This is a genomic window from Thalassiella azotivora, from assembly GCF_054781695.1.
Map to the genome: position 1 here is coordinate 164785 of NZ_BAAGTX010000001.1, position 26317 is coordinate 191101.

25 protein-coding genes are annotated in these 26317 nt (G+C 75.6%); 2 read left to right on the forward strand and 23 right to left on the reverse strand.

Going from position 1 to position 26317, the window contains the following annotated elements:
* Nucleotide 1 precedes the first annotated feature (1 nt).
* From ACYVQV_RS00730 to ACYVQV_RS00760, 7 genes are all read right to left on the reverse strand, one after another.
* On the reverse strand, nucleotides 2–451 hold the full coding sequence (locus ACYVQV_RS00730) for a VOC family protein (RefSeq protein ID WP_461021337.1): 450 nt from the start codon (nucleotides 449–451) through the stop codon (nucleotides 2–4).
* Between the two features lie 138 nt (nucleotides 452–589).
* Entirely contained in the window at nucleotides 590–1426 is an 837-nt protein-coding gene (locus ACYVQV_RS00735; RefSeq protein WP_461021338.1) for a helix-turn-helix domain-containing protein, read from the reverse strand.
* Between the two features lie 73 nt (nucleotides 1427–1499).
* Nucleotides 1500–3722: a molybdopterin cofactor-binding domain-containing protein gene (locus ACYVQV_RS00740; protein WP_461021339.1), complete on the reverse strand. Its 2223-nt coding sequence runs from the start codon at nucleotides 3720–3722 to the stop codon at nucleotides 1500–1502.
* Complete coding sequence (locus ACYVQV_RS00745) at nucleotides 3719–4216, reverse strand: (2Fe-2S)-binding protein (RefSeq protein ID WP_461021340.1); 498 nt, start codon at nucleotides 4214–4216, stop codon at nucleotides 3719–3721. The genes ACYVQV_RS00740 and ACYVQV_RS00745 overlap by 4 nt, the downstream gene beginning before the upstream one ends.
* Complete coding sequence (locus tag ACYVQV_RS00750) at nucleotides 4207–5088, reverse strand: FAD binding domain-containing protein (RefSeq protein WP_461021341.1); 882 nt, start codon at nucleotides 5086–5088, stop codon at nucleotides 4207–4209. The genes ACYVQV_RS00745 and ACYVQV_RS00750 overlap by 10 nt, the downstream gene beginning before the upstream one ends.
* A gap of 82 nt (nucleotides 5089–5170) precedes the next feature.
* Complete coding sequence (locus ACYVQV_RS00755; protein ID WP_461021342.1) at nucleotides 5171–8080, reverse strand: DEAD/DEAH box helicase; 2910 nt, start codon at nucleotides 8078–8080, stop codon at nucleotides 5171–5173.
* Nucleotides 8081–8150: 70 nt separating this feature from the next.
* Nucleotides 8151–8444: a hypothetical protein gene (locus tag ACYVQV_RS00760; RefSeq protein ID WP_461021343.1), complete on the reverse strand. Its 294-nt coding sequence runs from the start codon at nucleotides 8442–8444 to the stop codon at nucleotides 8151–8153.
* 279 nt (nucleotides 8445–8723) lie between these two features.
* Between ACYVQV_RS00760 and ACYVQV_RS00765 the strand changes: the two genes are divergently transcribed.
* Complete coding sequence (locus ACYVQV_RS00765; RefSeq protein ID WP_461021344.1) at nucleotides 8724–9929, forward strand: ATP-binding protein; 1206 nt, start codon at nucleotides 8724–8726, stop codon at nucleotides 9927–9929.
* Here ACYVQV_RS00765 and ACYVQV_RS00770 read toward each other — a convergent pair.
* The 7 genes from ACYVQV_RS00770 to ACYVQV_RS00800 all read right to left on the reverse strand — a co-directional run bounded on the left by ACYVQV_RS00770 (nucleotide 9839) and on the right by ACYVQV_RS00800 (nucleotide 15005).
* The gene (locus ACYVQV_RS00770; RefSeq protein ID WP_461021345.1) at nucleotides 9839–10834 is read right to left on the reverse strand and encodes a diacylglycerol kinase family protein; all 996 of its coding nucleotides are present in this window, start codon (nucleotides 10832–10834) and stop codon (nucleotides 9839–9841) included. The two genes, ACYVQV_RS00765 and ACYVQV_RS00770, sit on opposite strands and share 91 nt — an antisense overlap.
* A gap of 103 nt (nucleotides 10835–10937) precedes the next feature.
* Entirely contained in the window at nucleotides 10938–11750 is an 813-nt protein-coding gene (gene tatC, locus ACYVQV_RS00775; protein ID WP_461021346.1) for a twin-arginine translocase subunit TatC, read from the reverse strand.
* A 29-nt stretch (nucleotides 11751–11779) separates the two neighbouring features.
* Entirely contained in the window at nucleotides 11780–12082 is a 303-nt protein-coding gene (gene tatA, locus ACYVQV_RS00780) for a Sec-independent protein translocase subunit TatA (RefSeq protein ID WP_461021347.1), read from the reverse strand.
* A 2-nt stretch (nucleotides 12083–12084) separates the two neighbouring features.
* Nucleotides 12085–12372: a hypothetical protein gene (locus ACYVQV_RS00785; RefSeq protein ID WP_461021348.1), complete on the reverse strand. Its 288-nt coding sequence runs from the start codon at nucleotides 12370–12372 to the stop codon at nucleotides 12085–12087.
* A 122-nt stretch (nucleotides 12373–12494) separates the two neighbouring features.
* A complete protein-coding gene (locus ACYVQV_RS00790; RefSeq protein WP_461021349.1) occupies nucleotides 12495–12842 on the reverse strand; it encodes a hypothetical protein in 348 nt (115 codons plus the stop codon).
* Nucleotides 12843–13008: 166 nt separating this feature from the next.
* On the reverse strand, nucleotides 13009–14025 hold the full coding sequence (locus ACYVQV_RS00795; protein WP_461021350.1) for a helix-turn-helix transcriptional regulator: 1017 nt from the start codon (nucleotides 14023–14025) through the stop codon (nucleotides 13009–13011).
* Nucleotides 14022–15005, reverse strand: coding sequence for a helix-turn-helix transcriptional regulator (locus ACYVQV_RS00800; protein WP_461021351.1), 984 nt, complete (start codon nucleotides 15003–15005; stop codon nucleotides 14022–14024). The genes ACYVQV_RS00795 and ACYVQV_RS00800 overlap by 4 nt, the downstream gene beginning before the upstream one ends.
* Before the next feature lie 151 nt (nucleotides 15006–15156).
* Between ACYVQV_RS00800 and ACYVQV_RS00805 the strand changes: the two genes are divergently transcribed.
* The gene (locus tag ACYVQV_RS00805) at nucleotides 15157–16311 is read left to right on the forward strand and encodes a DUF3866 family protein (RefSeq protein WP_461021499.1); all 1155 of its coding nucleotides are present in this window, start codon (nucleotides 15157–15159) and stop codon (nucleotides 16309–16311) included.
* A gap of 54 nt (nucleotides 16312–16365) precedes the next feature.
* Here the strand turns inward: ACYVQV_RS00805 and ACYVQV_RS00810 are convergent, their stop codons facing one another.
* The 9 genes from ACYVQV_RS00810 to ACYVQV_RS00850 all read right to left on the reverse strand — a co-directional run bounded on the left by ACYVQV_RS00810 (nucleotide 16366) and on the right by ACYVQV_RS00850 (nucleotide 26267).
* The gene (locus tag ACYVQV_RS00810) at nucleotides 16366–16755 is read right to left on the reverse strand and encodes an FKBP-type peptidyl-prolyl cis-trans isomerase (protein WP_461021352.1); all 390 of its coding nucleotides are present in this window, start codon (nucleotides 16753–16755) and stop codon (nucleotides 16366–16368) included.
* Nucleotides 16756–16834: 79 nt separating this feature from the next.
* On the reverse strand, nucleotides 16835–17782 hold the full coding sequence (locus ACYVQV_RS00815; protein ID WP_461021353.1) for an FKBP-type peptidyl-prolyl cis-trans isomerase: 948 nt from the start codon (nucleotides 17780–17782) through the stop codon (nucleotides 16835–16837).
* 162 nt (nucleotides 17783–17944) lie between these two features.
* Nucleotides 17945–19306 carry a Pup--protein ligase gene (gene pafA, locus ACYVQV_RS00820; RefSeq protein ID WP_461021354.1) on the reverse strand — a complete coding sequence of 454 codons (1362 nt, stop codon included), beginning with the start codon at nucleotides 19304–19306 and terminating at the stop codon, nucleotides 17945–17947.
* Nucleotides 19307–19414: 108 nt separating this feature from the next.
* Entirely contained in the window at nucleotides 19415–20284 is an 870-nt protein-coding gene (gene prcA / locus ACYVQV_RS00825) for a proteasome subunit alpha (RefSeq protein ID WP_461021355.1), read from the reverse strand.
* Complete coding sequence (gene prcB / locus ACYVQV_RS00830) at nucleotides 20281–21168, reverse strand: proteasome subunit beta (protein WP_461021356.1); 888 nt, start codon at nucleotides 21166–21168, stop codon at nucleotides 20281–20283. The genes prcA and prcB overlap by 4 nt, the downstream gene beginning before the upstream one ends.
* A gap of 30 nt (nucleotides 21169–21198) precedes the next feature.
* Complete coding sequence (locus ACYVQV_RS00835) at nucleotides 21199–21396, reverse strand: ubiquitin-like protein Pup (protein WP_461021357.1); 198 nt, start codon at nucleotides 21394–21396, stop codon at nucleotides 21199–21201.
* Nucleotides 21397–21482: 86 nt separating this feature from the next.
* Nucleotides 21483–23027 (reverse strand): depupylase/deamidase Dop, encoded by a 1545-nt coding sequence (dop, locus tag ACYVQV_RS00840; protein WP_461021358.1) that lies wholly within the window; start codon nucleotides 23025–23027, stop codon nucleotides 21483–21485.
* 143 nt (nucleotides 23028–23170) lie between these two features.
* Nucleotides 23171–24892, reverse strand: a complete 1722-nt coding sequence (gene arc, locus ACYVQV_RS00845) for a proteasome ATPase (protein WP_461021359.1) — start codon at nucleotides 24890–24892, stop codon at nucleotides 23171–23173.
* 214 nt (nucleotides 24893–25106) lie between these two features.
* A complete protein-coding gene (locus tag ACYVQV_RS00850) occupies nucleotides 25107–26267 on the reverse strand; it encodes a tRNA (adenine-N1)-methyltransferase (protein WP_461021500.1) in 1161 nt (386 codons plus the stop codon).
* Between the last annotated feature and the right edge of the window lie 50 nt (nucleotides 26268–26317).

The window sequence follows — 26317 nt, forward strand, 5'->3', positions numbered from 1 at the left end:
CTCAGGGCCGGTAGGTGCCGAGGCTCCAGACGACGCCCTGAGGGTCGCGGCAGGTCAGGGTCGGGCCCTGCTCGGCGTCGGCGAGCGGACGCACCACCTGCCACCCGGCCGCGCGGACGCGCCGGTCGACCGCGGCGAGCTCGCCCGGGTCGACCGCCACGTACACGCACGCGGCCGTCGGCTGGCCGGGCCGCGACGCGGCCAGGCCGATGTCGCCACCGCCGGAGCTGACCATCACCATGCCGCCGGAGAGCTGGACCTCCGCGTGGGCGACCTGGCCGTCCTCGGTGTCGTAGCGGGCGACGACCTCGAAGCCGAGGACGTCGGCGAGGTCGGCGAGCGCACGCGGGGCGTCGTCGTAGCGCAGGCACGGGTACACGGTGCGCCGGGTCCCCTCGGGGGTGGCCGACCGGTCCTGCTGGCGCTGGTCGGTGCTGGTCGCGTCGGGCACGGGAACCTCCTGGGTCCGGGTCATCGACCGGTGGCCGCGGTGGCCACCGGCGGCCACGGCGATGTGGCCTCTCCCCCGAGCGTGCCCGCCGCGGGTCCTCGCGTCTTGGACGCAGGGGACCTGGCGGGAGGGCGGCGCTCAGGGGCGACGCAGCTCGGTGGGTGCCCGCCCCGCGAGCGCCCGGCACTCGCGGACCAGGTGGGAGTGGTCGGCGTACCCGCAGCGCGCGGCGACGGTGGCCACGGGCAGGTCGGTGCCCGCGAGCAGGGCGCGGGCGCGGGTGAGCCGGTGCAGGCGGTGGACGTCGTGGGGGGCCAGTCCCAGCTCGGGTGAGAGCCGGCGGGACAGGTGCCGGCGGCTCACCCCGACCGCCTGCGCGGCGTCCGCGACGGGGGTCCCGGTGGCGAGGGCCGACCAGGCCGCGGCCAGCCACCGCGGTGGGTCGTCGCCGCGCTGGTGGGCGCGGGTGGCCAACCCACGCAGGGCTCGCTCGACGACGTCCAGCCTCGCGGGCCAGTCGTTGGCGTCGTGCACCTGCTCGGTGAGGTCCTGCAGCACGCCGGAGCCGAGGGCGTCGAGGGGGACCACGCGGTCGACGAGCTCGTGCAGCGGCATGCCGAGCAGCCGCCGGGCGGCAGGGGCGGTGAGCTCGACGTGGACCCCTGCCGAGGGTCCGGCGGCGCGGGTGTCGGTCCAGCGGGTCCCCGGTCCGGCGACGAACGACCCGACGGTCAGCGCCCCGTCCGCCGTCCGCACGTCGAGCGGTGCGGCGGTCTGGACCATGAGCAGCACGTGCGGTGAGGCGGCCTCGCGTCGCCGGCGCTCGTGCTCGTGGTCCTCGGACCAGCCGGTCCAGCGCCGGACGGCGCGTCGCAGGTCGGACGGGGGCTCGCGGGTGGCGGCCGTCCAGGTGGCGGCGCCGTCACCGTCGACGGTGACGCGCACGGGTGCGCTGGCCCCGGCTGCGGTACCCACACCCCCAGGATGGCGCCGTGGGGTTCGTGGGCGCCAGGCTCGCGCGCCGGCTGCGCTCCCGGTCGCCGTGCCCTCAGGTCCCGGTGAGGTGCTCGGGGCGGACCGGGACGCGGGTCAGCGCCAGGCCGGTGGCGTCCCGGATCGCCGCGACGACGGCGGGCGTCGACGACAGCGTGGGCGGCTCCCCCACGCCGCGCAGGCCGTAGGGGGCGTGCGGGTCGGGGTGCTCGAGCAGCTCGACCCGCATCGGCGGGACGTCCAGGACGGTGGGCAGCAGGTAGTCGGTGAAGGAGGCGTTGAGGACGGCGCCGTCGTGGACCTGGAGCTCCTCCATCACGGCCAGCCCGAGGCCCTGGACGCTGCCGCCGTGCACCTGCCCGAGGACGGCCTGCGGGTTCACGGCGAAGCCGACGTCCTGGGCGCAGTCGAGTGCGACGACCTTGACCAGGCCGAGCTCGGTGTCGACGTCCACGACGGCGCGGTGGGCGGCGAACGCGAGCTGCACGTGCGGACGTCCCTGCCCGGTGGCGGGGTCGAGCGGGGTGGTGGGCCGGTGCCGCCAGGTGACGGTCTCGTCGACGGGGCCCGCGGCGAGGGCCTGGAGGGGGTCGGGGCAGCGGGCGGCGAGGACGGCGCGGACCCGTTCGCAGGCGGCCCGGGTCGCACCGCCGGTCACGTACGTCTGCCGGGACGCCGAGGTCGAGCCCGCGCTGGCGACCGTGGTGTCGGCGGGGGCGAGGACCACCCGTTCGACGCCGAGGCCGCCGAGCTCGGTGCGCACGACCTGGGCGAGCACGGTGACCAGGCCCTGGCCGACCTCGGCCGCGGCGGTGCGGACCTCGGCGACGGGTTCGCCGCCGAGGAGCTCGAGTCGCAGCCGGACGGTGGCGGAGTCGTCGAACCCCTCGGAGAAGCAGACGTTCTTGATGCCGACGCCGTAGCCGACGCCTCGCACGACGCCCTCGCCGCGGGTGGTGCCGGCGACGCCTCCGGGCAGGGTCCTGGGGTCGGCTGCGGGCGGGGGTGGCAGGGGCAGGTCGCGGACGCGTCGCAGCAGCTCGGCGACGGGGGCCGGGGAGTCGAGTGCCTGCCCGGCGGCGGTGGTGTCGCCCTCGGTCAGGGCGTTGCGGATGCGGACCTCGACGGGGTCGAGCCCGACGGCGGCGGCGAGCCGGTCCATCTGGGACTCGTAGGCGAACGCGGCCTGAACGGCGCCGAAGCCGCGCATCGCCCCGCACGGCGGGTTGTTCGTGCGGACGCCCCAGCAGTCGATCTGCACGTGGTCGACCCGGTACGGGCCGGCGCCGAGGGTGGCGGCGTTGGCGACGACGGCTGGGGTGGAGGAGGCGTAGGCGCCGCCGTCCAGCACGATGGTGGCGGCGACGGACAGCAGGCGGCCGTCGGCGGTGGCGGTGTGGCGATAGCGCAGTCGCGCAGGGTGCCGGTGGACGTGCCCGACGAAGGACTCCTGACGTCCGTAGACCATCCTGACGGGGCGGCCGGTGCGCAGGGCGAGCATCGCGGCGTGCACCTGGACGGAGAGGTCCTCGCGGGCTCCGAAGGCGCCGCCGACACCGGCGAGGGTGATCCGGACCAGGTCGGGTGCCAGGCCCAGGGCGTGGGCGACCTGGTCGCGGTCGGCGTGCAGCCACTGGGTGGCGACGTGCAGGTCGACGCCTCCGTCCTCGGCGGGGACGGCCAGCCCGGACTCGGGCCCGAGCGGCGCCTGGTCCTGCATCCCGACGTCGTACTCCCCCTCGACGACGACCGTGCCGGCCGCGGGCACGGGGTCGCCCTTGCGGATGCGCACGTGCCGGACCACGTCGCCGTCGGGGTGCAGTGGTTCGCCGGTGTGCTGGAGCGCGGCCTGCGGGTCCGTCCGTGGGGTGAGGACCTCGTAGTCGACGTCGACGAGGTCGAGGGCGCGCCGGGCGGTCTCCGGTTGGTCGGCGGCGACGACGGCCACCGGCTCCCCCTGGTACCGGACGAGGTCCTCGGCGAGCACCGGTTGGTCGCGCCGTTCGAGCCCGTAGCGGTTCTGTCCCGGGACGTCCTGGTGGGTCAGGGCGGCCAGGACACCGGGGGCGGCCAGCGCCCGGGAGGTGTCCAGGCGCCGGATCCGGGCGTGCGGGTGGGGGCTGCGCAGCGTCGCGCCCCACAGCATCCCCTCGACCCAGGCGTCGGAGGCGAAGGCGAACGCGCCGGTGACCTTCAGGCGCCCGTCCGGGCGGGTGGCGCTGGCCCCCACTCCCCCGGTGACCGTGGCCGCGGGCAGCCTGGTCCGGTGCGGCCTCACGGCGGGGCCGCCTCGCCGGTGGGGCCGTCGTCGCGCAGCCGCTGCGCGGCGACCCGGACGGCGAGCAGGACCGCCTCGTAGCCGGTGCAGCGGCACAGGTTGCCGGCGAGCGCCTCCCGGACGTCGGCGTCGGGTGGGTCGGGGTCGCGGGCCAGGAGGTCGTGGACGGCGACGACGAGCCCCGGGGTGCAGAAGCCGCACTGCACGGCGCCGGTGTCCAGGAACGCCTGCTGCACGGGGTGCAGGGCCCCGGGTGGGGCCAGTCCCTCGACGGTGACCACGTCGCGGCCCTCGGCCTGACCGGCCGCCACGAGGCAGGCGCACACCGTCCGGCCGTCGAGGTAGACGGTGCAGGAGCCGCACTCGCCCTGCTCGCAGGCGTTCTTCGCACCGGGTAGGCCGAGCCGCTCCCGCAGGACGTGCAGGAGGCTCTCGCCGGGCCAGACGTCGTCGGCGACGCGGTCCTGGCCGTTGACCGTCAGCGTCACGCGCACGGTCGGCCGTCCCCCGAGGCGGGTGCCCGGTCGTGCCAGGCCCAGGTCAGGCAGCGTCGGGCGAGCACGCGCAGGGCGTGACGCCGGTACGCGGCGGTGCCGCGCAGGTCGTCCCTGGGGGCGGCGGCGGCCACGACGAGGTCGGCGAAGCGGTCCACGAGGTCGCTGGGCAGCGGACGCGCGTCGTGCCAGTACGTGACGGTGGTGGCGAGGTGGTCCTCCGCTGCGCGCGCCCGCAGGGGGGTGGGGCCGGCCGACCCGATGCCGGTGCGCGCCCGGCCGGCGGCGACGTCGACGGCGAGGGCGAAGGAGACGACGGCGATGACCATCGCGTTGCGGGTCCCGACCTTGGCGAAAGGCTGGGGGCCGCGGGCGGTGGGGACCCGCACGCCGGCGACCAGCTCGTCCGGGGCGAGGACGGTGCGCTTGGGTCCGGTGAAGAGCTCGTCGACCGGCACGTCGCGACGGCCGCGCACGGACTCGCACTCGACCACGGCGCCGGCTGCCAGCAGCGGCGGGTGGCAGTCGCCGGCGGGCGAGGCGGAGGCCAGGTTCCCGGCGACGGTGCCGCGGTTGCGGATCTGCGGGGACCCGACGGTCCGGGCGGCGGCGGCGAGCCCGGGCAGCAGGTCGCCCAGCTCCTCGACGACCGCCCGGTAGGTCAGGGCGGGGCCGATCCGCACCCACCCTCCGTCCACCGACCAGGACGCCAGGCCGGGGACCGCGGTCAGGTCGAGCAGCCCTGACGGGCGGGACCGGTCGAGGTTGATCTCCACCATGACGTCGGTGCCGCCGCAGACGGGGACCAGCCCCGGCTCGTCCGCCCGCGCGGCGAGTGCCTGGGACCACGTCCTGGGGCGGACCAGGTCCATCCCACGGTTGTACCACCGGCCGGTGCGCCGGGCTGTGGTTTCGACCTGTCGCGGTCGGCGTCCCGGCGGCGTCGACGCCCGGTCAGCGGCGCGCTGCGCCGGCGCCCGCGGAGTAGGAGATGACCCCGCGGTCGACCGCTCCCACGGCCTGGCGGGCGGTGCGCCGCAGCGCCGGGTCCTCGCTGGCCTGCGCGACCTGGTCGAGCAGGTCGATGACCTGCCGGCACCAGCGGACGAAGTCGCCCGCGGCGAGCTCGGCCTCCTCCAGCACCTCCTCCAGCCGGGCGCCGCGCGCCCACCGCTGCATCGGCAGCGCCAGGGCCAGGTCGGGTTCGCCGGTCGTGTCCAGCCGGTGGTCCACCTCGCGGTCCTGCAGGCCGGACCAGATCCGCACCGTCTCGGTGAGCGCGGCCCGCACCGCACCGGTGGGCACGCGGGGGGCGATCGCGTGCTCCTCGCGGCGGGACTGGTGGACGATCGCGCTGACCACGGCAGCCAGCCCGGCGGCGTCCAGACCCTCCCACGCGCCGTGGCGCAGGCACTCGGCGACGAGCAGGTCCTTCTCGGTGTAGACCCGGCGCAGCCGCTGGCCGTGGTCGGTGACGACGACGCCCGCAGGGGCCGCCGGGACGTCGTCCGGGCCGTACGGCGGACGGTCCGCCGGGCTGTCCGCCTGGTCGGCGGCGACCGGGGCGACGGCCAGGTACCCGAGCTCGGCGAGCAGATCGCAGACCCGGTCGAACGTACGGGCGATGGTGTTGGTGCGTCCCTCGATCCGGCGCACGAGCCCCTGGTGCTCGCGATGCAGGCGCCACCACCGCTCGGCCCAGCGGGCGTGCTCCTCGCGGTCGGAGCAGCCGTGGCACGGGTGCTGGCGCATCCGCCGGCGCAGGTCGTCGACGCGCTCCCCCGCCGCCTGGGTCCGAGGACCCCGCCCCGGGCGGGCGGCCGGCTCGGACTGGCGCCGCCCCTCGCTCAGGGCGTTGCGCAGGGACGACGCGAGGTCGCGGCGGGAGGCGGCGTCCCGGGGGTTGAAGTCCCGGGGGATGCGCACCCGCCCGTACGGCTCGACCGCCTCGGGCAGCTCGGGCACGGACAGCCGGCGGACCTGCCGCTCGGCGGTCAGCACCGTGGGGCGCGGACCCTCCAGCCCGCCGGCGGTGCCCGGGTCCAGGACGACCGCGAAACCGGCGCGCCGGCCGGCGGGGACCCGGATGACGTCACCGCGGGACAGGCCCTCCAGCGACGCGACGGTTCGGCTGCGCCGGTCGCGCGAGGCGGCGCGGGCGACGTCCTTCTCCAGGTCGTTGAGCCGCCGGCGCAGCGCCGCGTACTCGGTGAAGTCCCCGAGGTGGCAGGTCATCGCCTCCGCGTACCCGGCGAGCGCCTCCTCCTGCTTGCGCGCCTGGCGGGCCAGGCCCACCACGGCCCGGTCGGCCTGGAACTGGGCGAACGAGGTCTCGAGGATCTCGCGGGCGGTGGCCCGCCCGACCTGGGCGACGAGGTTGACCGCCATGTTGTACGTGGGGCGGAAGCTGGAGCGCAGCGGGTAGGTGCGGGTGGACGCCAGACCGGCGACGGCCTCGGCGTCCAGGCCGGGCTGCCACAGGACGACGGCGTGGCCCTCGACGTCGATGCCGCGGCGGCCGGCACGGCCGGTGAGCTGGGTGTACTCCCCCGGGGTGACGTCGACGTGGGACTCGCCGTTGAACTTGACGAGCTTCTCCAGGACGACGGTGCGGGCGGGCATGTTGATGCCCAGGGCGAGGGTCTCGGTCGCGAACACGGCCTTCACCAGCCCCCGGGAGAACAGCTCCTCGACGACCTCCTTGAACGCCGGCAGCATGCCGGCGTGGTGCGCCGCCAGGCCGCGCTCGAGGCCGTCGAGCCACTCCCAGTAGCCCAGGACCGCCAGGTCGGCGTCGGGGATCCCCGCGGTGCGGCGCTCGACGACCTCGCGGATGCGCACCTGCTCGTCGGGGGTGGTCAGCCGCAGCCCCCAGGCGTGGCACTGCCGGACGGCGGCGTCGCACCCGGCCCGGCTGAACACGAACGTGATGGCCGGCAGGAGGCCCTCCGCGTCCAGCCGCTCGAGGACCTGGGCCCGGCCGGGGTTGGAGCGCCGCTCGTCGCGTCGCTGCGGGTACCCGCGGCGCCCGCGCCCGCGGTCCTCACGCAGCCGGCGCGGGTCCGAGCGGGTCGCCCGGACCAGCTCGGGGTTGACCCGCAGCCCCGTCGTGGGGGCCGGCGCGGTCCCCTCGGTGCCCTCCACGGCGCGCCCGCCGTCGTCGACGAACAGGTCGACGAGCTGGTTGCCCACCATGACGTGCTGCCACAGCGGCACCGGCCGGTGCTCGGAGACGACGACCTCGGTGTCCCCGCGCACCGTGTCCAGCCAGGCACCGAACTCCTCGGCGTTGCTGACCGTGGCGGACAAGGAGGCGATGAGCACGTCGTCGGGCAGGTGGATGATCACCTCCTCCCACACGGCACCGCGGAACCGGTCCGCGAGGTAGTGCACCTCGTCCATGACGACGTAGCCGAGCCCGGCGAGAGTCGGCGAGTCGGCGTAGAGCATGTTGCGCAGCACCTCGGTGGTCATCACCACCACCGGCGCCTCCCCGTTCAGGGTGGTGTCGCCGGTCAGCAGACCCACGTTCGCCTCACCGTGGCGGGCGACGAGGTCCGCGTGCTTCTGGTTGCTCAGCGCCTTGATCGGGGTGGTGTAGAACGCCTTGCGACCGGAGGCGAGGGCCAGGTGGACCGCGAACTCCCCGACCACGGTCTTGCCCGCGCCGGTGGGGGCCGCGACCAGGACCCCGCGGCCGGACTCCAGCGCCTGGCAGGCCTGCACCTGGAACGGGTCGAGGTCGAAGCCGAGACCGGCGGTGAAGGTGCCGAGCTCGCTGCGGGCGACGGCCTGGCGGCGACGGGCGGCGGCGAAGCGCTCCGCCGGGGACTGCTGGGGCTGCTGCTCCCCCGGGGACACCATGCGGTCAGGCTAGGTCACCGCCGGGACGTCGTCGCGCCGCGGCGCGCGTGGCCGGCGAGGCGCCCTCCGCTCACGGGCGCGGGTCGCGGCGCTGCCACCGGCGCCCGCCGCGGCCCCGTCCCGCGGCGGCCAGGCAGCGGGGGCAGACGCGCCGTACGGCGTCCGCCGCCCCGCCGCTGGCGGGGTCGGTGTCGTCGAGCACGACGTGCGGGAAGCGGGTGAGCCGGGAGCGGTGCAGCGACAGGCCGCACAGGGTCTGGTTCGTCCCGGGTCTCCACCCGTGGACCTCGCCGGACGGCAGCCGCACGCCGTCCGGGTCGGTCCAGGTGCCCGTCGCGGCGACGGATGCGGGGGCGGTGCGCACCGGGTTCACCCGGTGCCGGGGCCGGTCTGGTCCCGCGGGTCGGTGGCCCCCGGGTCGCTGGCCCCCGGGCCGTTGGCCCCCGGGCCGGCGTCCGCGTCGCCATCGAGGGCCACGGGCCGGTCGTGTCGTCGGTCGTCCACCCCGGCGGTGTTCCCCGTCGCCGGGCGGCCATGCGCGGCACGGCGCGCCCGTTCGCCCACGGTCGCCGGCCGACGGGGACTCGCGGTCCGTTGCGCCGGACCCGCGCGGATCCGACCGGGTCTGTCCTACCGTGTCCTGGTGCCCCGGACCCGGCGCAGGTCCCCCGGGGGCGTCGCAAAGCACGACGCCACCCCGGACGGTCCCGCCGCGCCGCCCGCCGCCGGGGAGGCCGCCGTGCTGCACCGGTTGGAGGAGGCACTCGGCGCGGCGCGGGACCTCGACGAGGTCGCCCGCGCGGCGCTGACCGCTGCGCTGTCCCTGCCGGGTGCCACCCGCGCCGGGCTCGCGGCCCTGGTGGAGGGCGGGCGGCTGGTGCGCTTCACCGTCGCCGGCGCCGCGGGTCCGCGACGACCCGTGCGGTGGTGCGAGCTCGACGGCCTGGCCGACGTCCCGGTGGTGCGCTCCTGCCTGACCGGGCGCCCGGTGCTGCTCCCCGACCGCGACGCCATCGAGCGCCGGTACCCGCACCTGCTCGGCCGGCGCACCGCGCCGGACGCCGGGGCGCTGGCCGCCGTCCCGATGGACCCCGGCGGCGTGGTCGTCGGCGCCCTGCTCGTGGGCTGGGCCCACGCCCGCGACCTCGACGCGGACCTGCCGGTGCTGCGTCGGGTGGCCCGGGCGGTCGGTGACGCGCTCGGCCGGCGCGACCACGCCCCGGACGACGCGCGACCGCCCGCCGGCGACCTGCGCCCGCACCGGGCCGTCGACGCGCGGGAGCCGCGGTTGGAGCACGCCTTCCACCTGGCCGCGCGGGTGTCGGCACCCCGGGCCGCGCGCCGCATCGCCCACGCGCAGATGTCCCGCTGGGGCGTGGACGCCGCCACCCAGGAGGACGTGGCGCTGTGCCTGTCCGAGGTCGTCACCAACGCCGTCATCCACGCCGCGTCCGCCACCGACGTCACCCTGACGCTGGCGACCGACCGGGTGCGGGTGGAGGTCACGGACGAGGGGCTGTCCGCGCGCCCCCGCCACCGGGAGCCGGCGGCGCGCACGAGCACCCGGGCAGGGGGGCGCCACGTCGCCGGCGGACGCGCCGACGGGACGGGCAGCCCTCGCGCCGCCCTGCACCGGCAGGGGGGCCTCGCGGTCGGCGGACGCGGGTTCCTGCTGCTGGAGCACCTGGCCGCGCGGGTCACCCAGGACGACGGCCCGCGCGGGACCACGGTGGCCTTCGAGGTGCTGCGTCCCCCCGGTCAGCCCGCGGCCGGCGCCAGCACCGTCAGCGCCCCCGGGACCACCTCGCACACCACGGGCAGCGGGCCGACGGACTCACCGTCCGCGTAGCCCACGACCCGGCGGTCGACCGGCTCCAGGCGCACCGTCCGCGCCCGCCGGATGCTCACCTGCGGGTGGTCGACGTGGCTTCCGGCGAACACCCGTGGGAAGACCCGGACGAACTCGGCCTTCCCCACCGGTCGCAGCACCAGGACGTCGAGCAGCCCGTCGTCGTACCGGGCGTCGGGGGCCACCCGCATCCCGCCACCGTACGAAGGGCCGTTGGCGACGGCCACGAGCATCGCCGAGACCTCCTCGGTGTGCCCGTCCAGCGTCAACCGGTACCGGATCGGCCGGAAGACGGGCAGCTCACGCAGCACGGCCAGGTTGTAGCGCATCCGACCGCGAGGCCACCGCCAGTCGTTCGCCCGCTCGTTGACGACGGCGTCGAACCCGGCCGCGAGGACCCCCACGAACCACGTCGACGCGCCCTCCCTGCCCGCCTGCCCGCCCGCCAGACCGTCCGGCGGCGGCGGCGCGACGGTCACCGGTTCGACCCGCACCGCGTCGACCTGCCGGCGGTGCGCAGCCCGACCGCCGGCCCCCTCACCCGTCGCGCCCAGTCCCGCCAGCACCTGCCGGACCCCGGCGGCGACGTCACCGACCGGCAGGCCGAGCCCCCGCGCGACGTCGTTGCCCGTGCCCGCGGCGACCACGCCCAGCGCCACCTGCGTCCCGGCGCACACCTGGGTCCCCAGGTGCACGGCGCCGTCCCCACCCACGACGACGAGCGCGGCGGCGCCTGCCGCCACCGCCGCGTCGGCAGCGGCGCGCGCCTGCCGCGCGGTCGCGGAGGTGACGTCGACGACGTCCAGCCCCTCGGCACGCAAGGCGGCGAGGACCTGCTCGCCGGCGTGGCAGCCGCGGCCGGTGCCGGCGGTCGGGTTGGTCAGGACGGCGACGGTGTCGGGCACGGCGGACACCGTAGGGGGCGCGGCGCCCCGTCGTGGCCTGATCCCCCCACACGACGCCCGTTCACACGGCATCCCACAGGACATCCGTTCACAGGACACCCGTTCACAGGACGCTGGCGGTGTCGTCGTCCAGGTCGGAGAAGTCCTCGGTGCGCCGGGCGCGCCGCCGGTCGTTCAGGGCCGCGACGCCGATGGCGAGGGCGAACAGGCCGAGCAGCGGCAGCGCGAGGACGAACATCGACAGGACGTCCGGGGTGGGGGTGGCCATCGCGGCGAAGGTGAACGCCACGACCACCACCCACCGCCACGCCCTGACCATCGACCGGGCGGTGACGAGACCGACGAAGTTCAGCGCCACCAGCACCACCGGCACGAGGAACGACAGGCCGAACGCCAGGATGATGCGCATCACGAAGCCCAGGTACACCTGGGCGTCGATGACGTTGGAGAACCCCTCCGGGGTGAAGCCGACGAGGAAGCGCACGGCGTTCGGCAGGAACTGGAAGGCCAGCCACGACCCGGCCAGGAACAGCGGGACCGCGCTCGCCACGAACGCCAACGCGTACCGGCGCTCCCTGCGCGTCAGCCCGGGGGTGATGAACGCCCACAGCTGGTAGATCCAGACCGGCGCCGAGACGAGTACCCCGATGAAGACGGCGATCTTGACCTTCAGATCGAACGCCTGGGCGACGGAGGAGAAGTTCGGGCTGACCTGCCGCTCGGACTCCCGGGCCAGCTGCTCCAGCGGGGCGGTGAGCGCCTCGAGGACCGGGTCGTACAGGAACCACCCCGCGACCGCCCCGGCGAGCAGCCCGAGAGCGGCCTTGAAGGACCGGTTCCGCAGCTCGCGCAGGTGCTCGCGCAGCGGCATCCGGCCGTCGGGGTTCGCGCGACGGCGCGGGGTCGTCAGCGCCATCGCGGCAGCCCCATCCGGTGCGGGACTGCTCAGGCGTCGCGGCGGGGCTCGGACTCGGCCGAGCGGGTGGGCTCACCCGGCCGCGCCTCCCGGTCGGTGTCGTGCCGCCGGTCCGCCGGGTGGACGCGGCCCTCGAGGGGCGCGGAGGAGTCCGAGGAGGCCTTCGCGCCGCCGTCGTCGTCCTTCATCTCCTTGACCTCGGACTTGAAGATGCGCATCGAGCGGCCGAGGCTGCGGGCCGCACCGGGCAGCCGGTTCGCGCCGAACACGAGGACGATGATCAGCACGAGCAGGATGAGCAGCAGCGGGTTGTCCGCCAGGTTTCGGAACATCGTCAGCCTCCGGCTCGGGTAGCCCTCATCGTACGCCGGGGACGCGCACCCCGACGGCGGCGGTCGCGTTCACGACGCAGCTCGTGCGGGTCGGCGAACACGGCCGGCTCGGGCGCCTGCTCGGCGCGTTGCAGGCGCTCCACCTGCGCAGCGGCGCGGTCCAGCAGCTCGGCCGCCTCGCCGACCTGCGTGACCAGCACGAGGCCCTTGCGGACGAGCCGGTAGGCGAGCAGACCGAGGACTACCAGCGCCCCGAGGACGAGGACCGTCCAGATCGCGAACCACAGCACCCGGCGACCCTACACAGCAGCGGGGTCCGCCGGTGGTCGACCCGCGGACGGGCCGGTGGCCGGTGCGTGGCGGGCCGGTGGCCTGCGGGTGGTCTGCGGGTGGTCCGCCTGCGGGGAGCGGCTCAGGCGACCGGACGGCGGTGCCGGGCCGCGCCCGCGGCGACGGCCGCGACGTGGTCGAGCCGCTCCAGGGCCAGGGCGAAGTCCAGGACGTCGTCGTAGGCGATCGCGGGACCGGCGTGCTCCTCGAGGGCCTCGGCCGGGACGGTCCACGGCTCGGCGTGCACGCCCCCGGAGGTCAGCAGCGCCACGACCTGCGGGGCGGCGGGCTTGCGGACCTCGTCACGGCAGGTGCTGCACGTGAAGGTGTAGTAGGACCAGTCCTCCACCGAGCACACCACGAGCCGCACCTGCGGCGGGGTCAGCTCGACGTCCCCGCAGCTGGGGCACGACGCCTTGATCGTGGTCATGACCGGTTCTCCTCCGGGCCGAGCACCCCCGCGGGGTGACCTGCTCATGTCCTCGGCCCGGCGGCGCGGGGACTTGAGGGGGCAGGGCGTGTGAGCACCGTCGCCCCCGCCGGGGATCACCCGACTGCCGCAGCCCCCCGGGCGGGCGGGTGCCGGCGCCCCCGCGTCAGGGCCCGGCGGGACCCTCCCGGGGACCGGCGACGGGGTCGTCGGGGTCGTCGGCGTACGCGGCCAGGGCCTGCAGCGCCACCTCCCGGGTGCGCGTCGCGAGCTCCGGCGGGTGCACCACCCGCGCCGCGCCCCCCAGCCGCAGCAGCAGCCGGCGCAGCCACCCCGGGTCCGCGGTGCGCAGGCGCACCCGCAGCACGTCACCGGGCGCCTCCTCGGTGGACTCCACCGGGTAGTACTCGGCCACCCACCGGGCCGCCGGACCGAGCTCCAGGGTGACCGTGGTGTCGTCCGGCCCGGGCCGGAACAGGGCGTCGTCCAGGTCCCGGCCCACCGCGCCGGCCGGCGGGGTGCCGTCGACGTCCAGGACGTCGGCGCTCAGCACCCGGTCCAGGCGGAAGAGCCGCACGTCCTCGACGCGGTGGCACCACGCCTCCAGGTACCAGCGCCCGTCGGCGGACACCAGCCGCATGGGGTCGACGTCCCGCTCGGTTGCCTCGTCGCGGGCCGTGACCAGGTAGCGCAGGTGCACGCGGCGCCGACGGCGCAGCGCGTCGCGGCAGGTGGTCAGGACGTCGGCCGCCGCCCCGGTGGACAGGTCGACCCGCACCGCGTCGGCGGCCCGGGCGGCGTCCCCGGCGGCGGCGGACAGCTTGGCCCGGGCGCTGTCGAGCGCCTCGGAGTCCCCCACTCCCCTGGCCTCGGCCAGGGTGCGCAGCCCGGCGAGCAGCGCGACGGCCTCGTCCAGCCCGAGCCGCAGCGGCCGGGCGATCGCGTCGGCGTTGGTCAGGTAGACGCGCCCGGACTCCCACTCCGCGTCGATCAGGTCGTCCGGCATGTGACCGGGGGTCCCGCAGACGAACAGCAGCTGCAGGTCCGCGACCAGCTGGTCCTCGGTGATGTCGAAGTGCCGGGCCGCCTCGGCCAGCGGCACCCCCTGGCGGGCGGTCAGGTACGGCACGAGGGCCAGCAGCCGCGACAGCCGGTCGGCGGCACCGGCGGGGGCCGGGCTCACGCGCCCACCCGCGCCCCGGCCGCGCCCGTCCCGGCGTGCGCGTCCGCCGCGCCGCGCAGCAGGCCGACCACCGCCCGGCGCAGCTGCGGGGGGTCGAGCACCACGACGTCGGGACCGTGCCACGCGACGGTCTCGGCGACCTCCGCGAGGTCGGCGTACGGCACCTCGACGACGTCGGCGTCGCGGTCGGCGCCGGCGCGCAGCCGCAGCGACTGGCAGGTCCCCGGTCGCAGCCGCAGCCTGGCGGTCCCGCGGTGGGACTCACCGGCGCTGCCGGAGACCAGCCGGCGCGCGTCGACGTCGTCCGGGACGGTGAACGACCCCGCCGGCCCGACCCGGCGCACCCGGCCCTCCACGCGCGAGAGGCGGAAGACGCGCTCGGCCCGCCGGTCCCGGTCCAGGCCCACGAGGTACCAGCGGCCGTGCCAGGAGGTGATGACCCACGGCTCGACCGTGCGGACGGCGGACGCGCCGTCCGGCTTGCGGTAGGTGAACGACACCGGCGCCCCGTCCCGCGCCGCCGCGTACAGCGGGTCGAACGCCGGCTCGGTGGTGCGCACCCGCGGCTCCACGCCCACCAGGGAGTCGGCGTCCGGCTCGACCCCGAGCGCCTTGAGCTTGACCAGGGCGCGCGCGGCGGGACCGGCCAGGCTCGCCTGCTGCCACACCCGGGACGCCAGGCCCAGGACCGCGAGCTCCCCGGGGGTGAAGTCGATCGCGGGCAGCGCGTAGGCGTCACGGTCGATCCGGTAGCCGACCTCGTCCTCGAACCACGCCGAGTCCGACCCGGTGACCAGGGGGACCCCCAGCTCGCGCAGCTCCTCCTTGTCCCGCTCGAACATGCGGTCGAACGCCTCGACGGAGTCGCTGTCGGCGTACTGGGGGACGGCGGCGCGGATCTGCTCCTTGGTCAGCCACCGCCGGGTCGACAGCAGGGCGATGACGAGGTTGAGCAGGCGCTCGGTGCGGCGGGGAGACATCGGTTCGCACGCTACCCGAGTAGCGTGCGCTGGCGTGACGGACAGCAGCGAACCGGTGGCACCGCGGTCGGGACCGGGGACGGAGCCGGCGGGCGGTGAGGTGACCGCCGGCACGTGGGCGGACGGTCCGGAGTGGACGGAGCCCGCGCCGGTGGTGCGCTGGCGGCGCGGCACGGTGGCCGCCGTCCGCCGGTCGTGGCGGGGAGCCCGCGAGCTCGACGTCCTGGTCGAGGAGCCCGGCACAGACGGGCCGGGCGCTGAGGGCTCGGGCGGTGAGGGCCGGGGCGGTGAGGAGCCGGGCACCCGGACCGTGCCCGCCCGCGCGCTGGCGTACACCGCCCTGGTCGGCGAGCCCCGTGAGGGCGACCTGGTGCTCCTGAGCACTTCCGCGCTGGCCCGCGGGCTGGGGACGGGTGGCTACGCGCTGGTCGTGGCCGTCCCCGACCGGCTGCCCCCGGACCCGCCGGCGGGCCCCGGTCACCTGGTCAAGGCGCGCTACACGCCCTCGCAGGCGATGGTGCTCGGTGCGGACGAGCAGGAGTCGCCGCACCACGCGACGCTGGCCGCCGCGGACTCGCTGCACGGCGCGCCGGTGGTGGTCGCCGACCTTCACTCGGCCCTGCCGGCGGTGGTGGCCGGGGTCCTGGACGCGCTGCCCGGTGCGCGCGTCGCCTACGTGATGACCGACGGCGGCGCCCTGCCCGCGTGGTTCTCCCGGGCCGTGGACGGGCTGCGGCGCGCCGGGTGGCTGGCGGGGTGCGTGACCGTGGGGCAGGCGGTCGGCGGTGACCTGGAGGCGGTGACCACGCACACCGGCCTGCTCGCCGCGCGGGACGTCCTGGGGGCGGACGTCGTGGTCGTCGCGCAGGGGCCGGGCAACCTGGGCACCGGCACGCGCTGGGGCTTCTCGGGCGTCGCCGCCGGCGAGGCGGTCAACGCCGTCGCGGCGCTCGACGGCCGCGCGGTCGCGTCGCTGCGGGTGTCCGGCGCGGACCCCCGCGAACGGCACCGCGGTGTCTCGCACCACAGCCTGACCGCGTACGGGCGGGTGGCCCTGGCCGCGGCCGACGTCGTCGTCCCCGAGCTGGAGGGGCCGCTCGGCGCGAGGGTGGCCGCGGAGGCGGCACCGCTCGGGCCGCCCGCCGGCCGGCACCGACTGGTGCGGGTGCCGACCGACGGGCTGCTGGAGGCGCTGCGCACCTGCCCGGTCGGGTTGTCGACGATGGGGCGCGGCCTGGACGAGGACCCCGCGGCGTTCCTGTCCGCCGCGGCGGCGGGACGGCACGCCGCGGCGGTCCTGGGCTGACCGCGCCGCAGCTCGGGCCGCGCGGCTCGGGCCACTCGGCTCAGGCCACTCGGGTCAGCGGACGGCGACCAGGTCGACGACGAAGATCAGCGTCTCCCCGCCCTTGATCACGCCGCCGGCGCCGCGGTCCCCGTACCCGAGGTGCGGCGGGATGGTGATCGTCCGGCGCCCGCCGACCCGCATCCCCTGGATGCCCTGGTCCCAGCCCGAGATCACCTGACCGGCGCCGAGCCGGAACTCCAGCGGCTGCCCGCGGTTCCAGGACGAGTCGAACTCCTCACCGGTCGAGAACGCGACGCCCACGTAGTGCGCGCTGACGGTGCTCCCTGCGGTCGCCTCCGGGCCGTCGCCGACGACCTGGTCGTCGAGGACGAGGTCGGTCGGAGGCTCGCCCTCGGGGAAGTCCACCTCGGGCTTGCCGCGCTCGCTGATCGGGTCGTTCATGGGTGTGCGCCTCTCGGGTCGGTGGTGCCGCTCGGGTGGGTGGTCGTCCGCGGGTCGGGGCGTGCCGGCCGACGTCCGGTCAGCTCGCGTCCAGGATGTCGACCACGAAGACCAGGGTGTCGGTGCCGGAGATCCCCGAGTCCGGGCGGCCCTCCGCACCGTAGCCGTGCTCCGGGGGCGCCACGATCAGGACCTGGCTCCCGACGGGCTGGCCGACCAGGGCGATGTCCCACGCGGAGATGACGTTCCCGGTGCCGATCGGGAACTGCGCCGCGGCCCCGCGGTCCCAGGACGAGTCGAACTGGGAGCCGTCGGCCCACTTCACGCCGGTGTAGTGCACGCTGACGGTCTGGCCCGCGGCGACCGGCGGTCCCGTCCCCGTGATGAGGGGCTGCACGAGCAGCTCCGTGGGCGCCTCGCGGTCCGGGATCGTGATCGTCGGCTTGCCGTTCTCGTCCAGCGCCACCTGGGGCAGGTTGGGCATCTGCTCGACGGCCGTGCCGGTGGCGCGCTGGGGGACGACGCCGTGGACGTCGATGACGAACAGCAGCGAGTCGTCCGCCTCGATGCCGGCGCCCTCCACCCCGCCCTGCGGGCCGTAGCCGTCGTCGGGCGCGACGCCGACGAGGACCCGGCTGCCCACGGTGGTGCCGACGAGGCCGTCGAGGAACCCGTCGATGATCTGCCCGCGGGCCAGCGTGAAGGTCGCCCGGCCCTCACCGAAGGAGGTGTCGAACTCGGCGCCGTCGCGGCCGTTGACCCCCAGGTAGTCGATCTTGAGGGTCTGGCCCTCCTCCACGACGGGTCCCTCGCCCTCGGTCAGGACCCTGCGGTCGCTCTCGGTGACCGAGTACTCGCCGTCGACCGTGATGGTCGGCTTCTCGCCGGGCTCGCCGGTGACCTCGACCTCCGCGAGGTCGGTGACGGGTGGCGGCCCCTCCTCCTCGGCGGACGCGGCGGGCTCGTCCGAGCCGCAGGCGGTCAGCAGGAGGGCGGGCAGGACGAGCAGGGCCCACAGTCGACGCACGGTGCTCCTCGCGGGGTGTGACGGGTGCTGCCAGCCGCCGGCGGCTGGCTGCCGGGGGCTGCGGGGGGCGGGCGGCGCGGGTGCGCCGGCGCCCGGTGCGCACCCTAACCGGCGACCCTGGGAGCGGGCTGACAGGCCGCCGGCCGGCGACCGTCGCGGAGGTCACATCCCCGCGATGAGGCGCTCCACGCGCTCGTCGACGGACCGGAACGGGTCCTTGCACAGGACGGTCCGCTGCGCCTGGTCGTTCAGCTTGAGGTGGACCCAGTCCACGGTGAAGTCGCGGCGACGCTCCTGCGCCCGCCGGACGAAGTCCCCGCGCAGTCGCGCCCGTGTCGTCTGCGGCGGCGTCGACGTCGCCGCGAACACCTCGATGTCGCTGGTGACCCGCTCCACCAGCCCCTTCGCCGCGAGCAGGTAGTACAGGCCGCGGCGGCGGCTGATGTCGTGGTAGGCGAGGTCGAGCCGGGCGATCCGAGCGCTGGACAGGGGCAGGTCGTGCCGGGCCTGGTACCGCTCGACGAGCTTGTGCTTGATCACCCAGTCGAGCTCGCGGTCGACCAGGCCGAGGTCCCCGTCACGCACGGCGCGCAGGCCGCGCTCCCACAGGTCGAGGACCCGCTTGGTCGTCGGGGTGATGCGACCGGAGGAGTCCACGAACGTCTTGGCGCGGTCGAGGTACTCCTCCTGGATGTCCAGGGCGCTGGCCTCTCGTCCGTTGGCCAGCCGCACCGGCCGGCGTCCGGTCAGGTCGTGGCTGATCTCGCGGATGGCGCGGATCGGGTTCTCCAGGGACAGGTCCCGCATCGGCGTGCCGGCCTCGACCATCTGGAGCACCAGCTCCGCGGCACCGACCTTGAGCATCGTGGTCGTCTCCGACATGTTGGAGTCGCCGACGATGACGTGCAGGCGCCGGTACCGCTCGGCGTCGGCGTGGGGCTCGTCCCGGGTGTTGATGATGGGGCGGCTGCGGGTGGTGGCGCTGGACACGCCCTCCCAGATGTGGTCGGCGCGCTGGGACAGGCAGAACACCGCGCCGCGCGGCGTCTGCAGCACCTTGCCGGCGCCGACGAGCACCTGCCGGGTCACCAGGAAGGGGATCAGGACGTCCGACAGGCGGGCGAACTCGCCCTGACGGCTGACCAGGTAGTTCTCGTGGCAGCCGTAGGAGTTGCCGGCCGAGTCCGTGTTGTTCTTGAACAGGAAGACCTCGCCGTCGATGCCCTCCTCACGCAGCCGGCGCTCGGCGTCCACCATGAGCCCCTCGAGGACCCGCTCCCCCGCCCGGTCGTGCACGACCAGCTCCCGCACGTCGTCGCACTCCGGGGTCGCGTACTCGGGGTGGCTGCCGACGTCCAGGTACAGCCGCGCGCCGTTGCGCAGGAAGACGTTGGAGGACCGGCCCCAGGACACGACCTTGCGGAAGAGGTACCGCGCGACCTCGTCCGCGGACAGCTTGCGCTGCCCGTCCGCCGCGCACGTGACGCCGTACTCGGTCTCGAGCCCGAAGATCCGCCGCTCCATGTCGTCACACTACGACCGGCGCGGGGAGCCTGCGCGGGCCACGCCGTGACGCACGCCGGTCCAGCGGCCCGACGGCCTCCGCCCGGCCCGCAGGAGGGCCGGGCCGGGTCAGCTCGGGTCGTCCTCCGGCAGCCCGGAGTGCCCCTCGCCCGGCGCGGACCCCGACCCGCCACCGGGCGGCGGCGTGGCGGTCCCGCCGGCGCCGCGCCCGTCCTCACCGGAGAGCGTGTCGTGCGGTCCCGGACGACGGTCGTCGGCCTCCGGGACGTCGGACGTGGGGTCCTGCCGGGACAGCAGGCGCTCCAGCAGCGACCCGGTGAGCCGGCGGAACGCGCGGCGCGGCCGGTGCCGGTCCAGCACGGCGACCTCGAGGACGTCGGTGCCCAGGTCGCGGCGCTGGTCGCTGCCCGGCTCCACGGACAGCGCCTGCACCGCCACGGCCAGCGCCTCCGCGAGGCTCATCCCGGGCCGCCAGCCCTCCTGGAGCACGGCCATCACCTGGTCGGCGGCACCCCCCATCACGACGAACCCGTGCTCCTCGGCGACCGAGCCGTCGTAGGTGAGCCGGTAGAGCTGGTCGGTCTGCGGGGTGGCTCCCACCTCGGCGACGACCAGCTCGACCTCGAGCGGCTTGGGCTCGGTGGTGAACACGGTGCCCAGGGTCTGGGCGTAGGCGTTGGACAGCGCCCGCGCGGTCACGTCGGTGCGGTCGTAGGAGTAGCCGCGCAGGTCCGCGTAGCGGACGCCCGCGACCCGCAGGTTCTCGAACTCGTTGTACTTGCCCGCGGCGGCGAACGCGATCCGGTCGTAGATCTCGCTGATCTTGTGGAGGGCGCGGGACGGGTTCTCGGCAGCGAAGGCGATGCCGCCCTCGTAGGCGACGACGACGACGGAGCGTCCCCGGGCGATGCCCTTGCGCGCGAAGTCCGCCTTGTCCTTCATCAGCTGCTCGGGCGAGACGTAGAACGGCATGCTCATCGGGCGTCCTCCCGTCCCTCGCCGGCCGGGCGGTCCGGTGTCGTCGCGCCGTCGCCTCGCCGCGAGCCGCCGCCCGGGTCGCCGCGGCGGTCGGCGAGCACCTGCTCCACCACGCCGCCGACGTGCTCGTCGGTCCACCGGCTGTAGCCCTCGTCGGTGACCGTCGCCACGACCGGCCAGATCCGGCGGGTGACGTCAGGCCCACCGGTGGCGCTGTCGTCGTCCGCCGCGTCGTACAGCGCCTCGACCGCGACCCGCACCGCCTCACCGACCCCGTGCGTCGGCCGGTACAGCTTCTTCAGTGCCCCGCGGGCGAACAGCGAGCCGGACCCCACCGAGTGGTGGCCGTGCTCCTCGTACCGGCCGCCGGTGACGTCGTAGGAGAAGATCCGCCCCTCGGCGCGGTCGAGGTCGTACCCGGCGAACAGCGGCACCACCGCCAGACCCTGCATGGCCAGGCCGAGGTTGCCGCGGATCATCGTCGCCAGCCGGTTGGCCTTGCCGTCGAGGCTGAGGAGCGTGCCCTCGATCTTCTCGTAGTGCTCGAGCTCGACCTGGAACAGGCGGACCATCTCGACCGCGACGCCCGCCGTCCCGGCGATCCCCACGCACGAGTACTCGTCCGCCGGGAAGACCTTCTCGATCTCCCGGTTGGCGATGTAGCTGCCCATCGTGGCGCGACGGTCACCGGCCATCACGACGCCGCCGGGGAACGTCAGCGCGACGATCGTCGTCCCGTGCGGGGCCTCGGGCACGGTGCCCGGCGGCAGCGGGCGACGTCCGGGCAGCAGCTCGGGGCTGTGGGCGGAGAGGAACTCGGTGAAGGACGACGAGCCCGCGGCCAGGTAGGCCGCGGGCAGGCGCCCGGGCAGGTCGGTGCTCACCCGGTGGACCCTACTGCCGCCACCGGCGGCTCACTCGCCGCCCTTCTGCTGGAACTGGCGGACGAACGTCTCGGCGTTGGCCTCCAGGGCCTCGTCGATGTCGTCGAGGATCGCGTCGATGTCCTCGTCCTTGGCCTGCGTCGCCGGCGCCGCGGGGGCGGGCGGCGGGGCCTCGTCCGGCTCGTCACCGTCCCGGCGCGTCGGTCGGGTCTGTTCCTGTCCGGCCATCGTCGGCTCCTCACTGGCGTCGTCCCTGACGTCCTGGTCACCGATCCTAGGCTGGCCCGTCCCCGACGGGCGCGCCGGCCCGCCGGTCAGCGCCCGGTGAGCGTGCGCACCAGGTCGCGGGCGGTCGGGCTCCCCTCCAGCAGCGCGCCGACGTGCTCGCGCGTGCCGCGCAGCGGCTCCAGGGTCGGCACCCGCTGCAGCGACGGCAGCCCCGGGACGTCGAAGACCACCGAGTCCCAGCTGGCCGCCACCACGTTCTCGCCGTAGCGGGCCAGGCACTCGCCGCGGAAGAACGCCCGGGTGTCCTGCGGCGGCTCGGTGACCGCGCGCTCGACGTCCTGCTCGTCCAGCAGCCGCTCGACGGCGCCCCGGGCGGCCAGCCGCTGGTAGAGGCCCTTCTCCGGACGCACGTCGCTGTACTGCAGGTCGATCAGCTCGAGCCGGGGGTGCCCCCAGTCCAGGCCCTCGCGCTGGCGGAACCCCTCGAGCAGCCGGAGCTTGCAGACCCAGTCGAGCTCACGGTGCAGCTGCATCGGGTCCTGCTCCAGCCGGGTCAGCACGCTCTCCCAGCGGGCGAGCACCTGGGCGGTCTGCCCGTCCGGGTCGTCCTGCCCGCGGGAGGCGACGAACGCCTCCGCGGCCTCGTAGAAGCGCCACTGGAGCTGCACCGCCGTCATCCGGGTGCCGTCGCGCAGGGTGACCAGCTGCTGCAGCGACGGGTCGTGGCTGACCGCGTGCAGGGTCGCGACCGGGCGCTCGAGCGTCAGGTCGGGCAGGGCGTGCGCCTCGATCATGTCGAGGACCAGGGCCGTCGTCCCCAGCTTGAGGAAGGTGGCCACCTCGCAGAGGTTCGCGTCACCGATGATGACGTGCAGGCGCCGGTACTTGTCCGCGCTGGCGTGCGGCTCGTCGCGCGTGTTGACGATCGGCCGCTTGAGGGTGGTCTCCAGGCCCACCTCCACCTCGAAGAAGTCGGCGCGCTGGCTGAGCTGGAAGCCGGGCCGCTCCCCTGCCTGACCGATGCCGACCTTGCCGCTGCCGGCGAACACCTGCCGGGTGACGAAGAAGGGGACCAGGCCCCGCACGATCTCCTGGAACGGCGTCTCACGCCGCATCAGGTAGTTCTCGTGGGTGCCGTACGACGCCCCCTTGTTGTCGGTGTTGTTCTTGTACAGGTTGACCGGCGCCAGACCCGGCGAGGCGGCGATCCGGCGCGCGGCGGTGGCCATCACCCGCTCCCCCGCCTTGTCCCACCGGACGGCGTCCAGCGGCGTGCGCACCTCGGGGCTGGAGTACTCGGGGTGCGCGTGGTCGACGTACAGGCGGGCGCCGTTGGTCAGCACGACGTTGGCCAGGCCGGGGTCCTCGGCGTCCGAGCCGGGGTCGGCGTGGCCGGGGGCGTCGGTGAGCTGGCTGGGGTCGGCGGCCTCGCGCGAGACGTCCCAGCCGCGCGCGTCCCGCAGGGGCTGCTCGTCCTCGTAGTCCCACCGCGCCCGGGCCACGGCGCGGCCCAGGGGGGCGGCGTAGGCGTTGACGACCTGGCCCGACAGCAGCATGGCGCTGGCCCCCGGGTCGCCGGGGGCGCTGACGCCGTACTCCGTCTCGATCCCCATCACGCGGTGGACGCTCATGAGGCGGAGCCTACGTGCGGCCCGCGACGCGGCCGCGGCCGCCGTGCCGCCCACCGGGAGCCGGTGGGCGGGTCGACGACGTGCGTGGGGGCCGGGTCAGGCGGCGCCGGGGCTGACGAGCCCGGGCCCCGTCGCGGCGGGGCTCACAGGTACTGCCCGGTGTTCGCGACCGTGTCGATCGAGCGCCCGGGCTCCTTGCCGGTCTTGCCCTGGATGATCGTGCGGATGTAGACGATCCGCTCACCCTTCTTGCCGGAGATGCGGGCCCAGTCGTCGGGGTTCGTGGTGTTGGGCAGGTCCTCGTTCTCCTTGAACTCGTCGACGCAGGCCGCGAGCAGGTGGTCGACCCGAAGACCCCGCTGCCCGGTGGCGAGCAGGTCCTTGATCGCCATCTTCTTGGCGCGGTCGACGATGTTCTGGATCATCGCCCCGGAGTTGAAGTCCTTGAAGTACAGGATCTCCTTGTCGCCGTTGGCGTACGTGACCTCGAGGAACTGGTTCTCCTCGGACTCGGCGTACATCCGCTCGACGGTCGCCTGGATCATCGCCTCCACGCAGGCCTGCTCCGACCCACCGTGCTCGGCGAGGTCGTGCGGGTGCAGCGGCAGGTCCTTGGTGAGGTACTTGGCGAAGATGTCCTTCGCCCCCTCGGCGTCGGGCCGCTGGATCTTGATCTTCACGTCCAGCCGGCCCGGGCGCAGGATGGCCGGGTCGATCATGTCCTCGCGGTTCGACGCCCCGATGACGATGACGTTCTCGAGCCGCTCGACGCCGTCGATCTCCGCCAGCAGCTGCGGGACGATCGTCGTCTCCACGTCCGAGGAGACCCCGGAGCCGCGGGTGCGGAACAGGGACTCCATCTCGTCGAAGAACACCACGACCGGGGTGCCCTCGGAGGCCTTCTCCCGGGCCCGGGCGAAGATCAGCCGGATGTGCCGCTCGGTCTCGCCCACGTACTTGTTCAGCAGCTCGGGGCCCTTGACGTTGAGGAAGTAGCTCTTCGCCTCCTTCAGGCCGCGCTGCTCCGCGGTCTTCTGCGCCAGGGAGTTGGCCACCGCCTTGGCGATGAGGGTCTTGCCGCACCCGGGCGGCCCGTACAGCAGCACGCCCTTGGGCGCCTTGAGCCCGTGCTCGCGGAAGAGGTCGGGGTGCAGGAACGGCAGCTCGACGGCGTCGCGGATCTGGTCGATCTGGGACCCCAGGCCGCCGATGTCCGTGTACTGGATGTCGGGAACCTCCTCGAGGACCAGCTCCTCGACCTCCGCCTTCGGCACCTTCTCGTACACGTAGCCGGAGCGGGCGTCCAGCGTCAGCGCGTCACCGACGCGCAGCCGCTGCCCCACCAGGGACCCGGCGAGGCGGACGACGCGCTCCTCGTCGGCGTGCGCGACGACCAGCACCCGCTCGTCGTCCAGCAGCTCCTTCAGGACGACGATCTCACCCGTCCGCTCGTACTCGGTGGCGGCGACGACGTTCAGCGCCTCGTTGAGCATCACCTCCTGGCCCGGGCCGAGGGACGGGACGTCGACCGTCGGGCTCACGGCCACCCGCAGCTTGCGACCCGACTGGGTGATGTCGACCGTGCCGTCGTCGTGGGCCTTGAGGAAGACCCCGTACCCGCTGGGCGGCTGCGCCAGCCGGTCCACCTCGGTCTTGAGGGTGAGGATCTGCTCGCGCGCGTCGGTGAGGGTGCGCACGAGCCGCTCGTTGCGCTCGCTGAGGTCACCGACCTGCCGCTGCAGGTGCACGACCCTGTCCTCCAGGGCCTGGTAGCGCCGCGGTGACTCCGCGAGGCGCAGCCGCAGGGCGGCCAGCTCGGCCTGCAGCGCCTCGACCTCGTGTCGCGAAGGGTCCTGGGCGTCCATCTCGCACCTCCCCGGTAGGGCTCGTGCACTCGACCCTAACCCGCGGCACCGACCGACGCGCCACGACCCGCCGTGCCCCACCCGGACGGGGCCGGCGCCGGGCGGGTGCCCGGTGCGTCGGTGGGACCCGCTGTGCCGCAGCGCATCGGCCCGCCCGCGTCACCGTCGCCGACGCGGTGCGCGACGCCCCGCCGCGCCGGCACGGACGGGCGTCTCACGTACCGGGACGGTTCCCGGGGTCCCCGGCCGCCCCGGGGTCCTCCGGTCGCTCCGGCGGGCCGGCGGGGTCGCCGTCCCCGCCGTCGCGCCGTCCGTGCACCGCGAGGTCGCGGGTCGCGGTGACGTCGCGCCGCACCCGGCGCAGCTTCTTGGCCGACACCGCGCGCTCACCGAGGGCCTCGGGCGTCCACGCCTCCTCGACGGAGGCCGCCAGGACGTCGGTGGACGGCGCCTCCTGGGCCGCCTTGGCCGGCCTCCGGCGCCGGGGCGGCGCGGTGACCAGCGGCGCCATCCTCCGCGTGGTGAGCAGGAACCCCGTGTGACCGACCATCCGGTGCTGCGGACGCACGGCCAGGCCCTCGAGGTGCCAGCCGCGGACCATCGACTCCCACGCGGCCGGCTCGGTGAAGCGCCCGTCGGCGCGCACCTCCTCGGCGAGCCGGGAGAGCTGCGTCGCCGTGGCGACGTACCCGATCAGCACCCCTCCCGGCGCCAGGGCCGTCGCGACCGCGTCCAGGCACTCCCACGGGGCGAGCATGTCGAGCACCACGCGGTCGACCGACCCGGCCTCCTCGTGGCGCGGGAGCTCCTCGGCGAGGTCGCCCACGGTCACCGTCCACGCCGGGTGCGGCCCCCCGAAGAAGGTCTCCACGTTGGCGCGCGCGATGTCGGCGAAGTCCTCCCGCCGCTCGAAGGAGTGCAGGTGCCCGGCGTCGCCGACCGCCCGCAGCAGGGACATGCTCAGCGCGCCGGAGCCCACGCCGGCCTCGACGACCCGGGCGCCGGGGAACACGTCGGCCATCGCCACGACCTGCCCCGCGTCCTTGGGGTAGACGACGGCGGCGCCGCGGGGCATGGACAGCACGTAGTCCGACAGCAGCGGCCGCAGCGCCAGGTAGGCGATGCCGGCGGTGCTCTCGACGACCGAGCCCTCCGGCCGGCCGATCAGCGCGTCGTGCGGGAAGGACCCCCGGTGGGTGTGGAACTCCTTGCCGCTCGCCAGGGTGATGGTGTGCATCCGGCCCTTCGGGTCGGTCAGCTGCACGCGCTCACCCTCGCGCAGGGGGCCGCGCCGCCGGTCCGCACCGGTCGGAGGGGCGGGGGGCGGGTCGGGGACGTGCCCGGCGGTCTGCTCGGGGCTGTGCCCGGGGGTCAGCGGCGTCACGGCGAGCGAGTCTAGGTGCCGGCCGCGGTCCCCCGACCGCC

Bases quoted from the DNA above. Each gene is read 5' to 3' on its own strand.
- ACYVQV_RS00750 (WP_461021341.1), bottom strand. From the start codon at position 5,088: ATGGACCTGGTCCGCCCCAGGACGTGGTCCCAGGCACTCGCCGCGCGG.
- ACYVQV_RS00755 (WP_461021342.1), bottom strand. From the start codon at position 8,080: ATGGTGTCCCCGGGGGAGCAGCAGCCCCAGCAGTCCCCGGCGGAGCGC.
- tatC (WP_461021346.1), bottom strand. From the start codon at position 11,750: ATGGCGCTGACGACCCCGCGCCGTCGCGCGAACCCCGACGGCCGGATG.
- tatA (WP_461021347.1), bottom strand. From the start codon at position 12,082: ATGTTCCGAAACCTGGCGGACAACCCGCTGCTGCTCATCCTGCTCGTG.
- ACYVQV_RS00790 (WP_461021349.1), bottom strand. From the start codon at position 12,842: ATGACCACGATCAAGGCGTCGTGCCCCAGCTGCGGGGACGTCGAGCTG.
- ACYVQV_RS00800 (WP_461021351.1), bottom strand. From the start codon at position 15,005: ATGTCTCCCCGCCGCACCGAGCGCCTGCTCAACCTCGTCATCGCCCTG.
- ACYVQV_RS00810 (WP_461021352.1), bottom strand. From the start codon at position 16,755: ATGAACGACCCGATCAGCGAGCGCGGCAAGCCCGAGGTGGACTTCCCC.
- pafA (WP_461021354.1), bottom strand. From the start codon at position 19,306: ATGGAGCGGCGGATCTTCGGGCTCGAGACCGAGTACGGCGTCACGTGC.
- prcA (WP_461021355.1), bottom strand. From the start codon at position 20,284: ATGAGCATGCCGTTCTACGTCTCGCCCGAGCAGCTGATGAAGGACAAG.
- ACYVQV_RS00835 (WP_461021357.1), bottom strand. From the start codon at position 21,396: ATGGCCGGACAGGAACAGACCCGACCGACGCGCCGGGACGGTGACGAG.
- dop (WP_461021358.1), bottom strand. From the start codon at position 23,027: ATGAGCGTCCACCGCGTGATGGGGATCGAGACGGAGTACGGCGTCAGC.
- arc (WP_461021359.1), bottom strand. From the start codon at position 24,892: ATGGACGCCCAGGACCCTTCGCGACACGAGGTCGAGGCGCTGCAGGCC.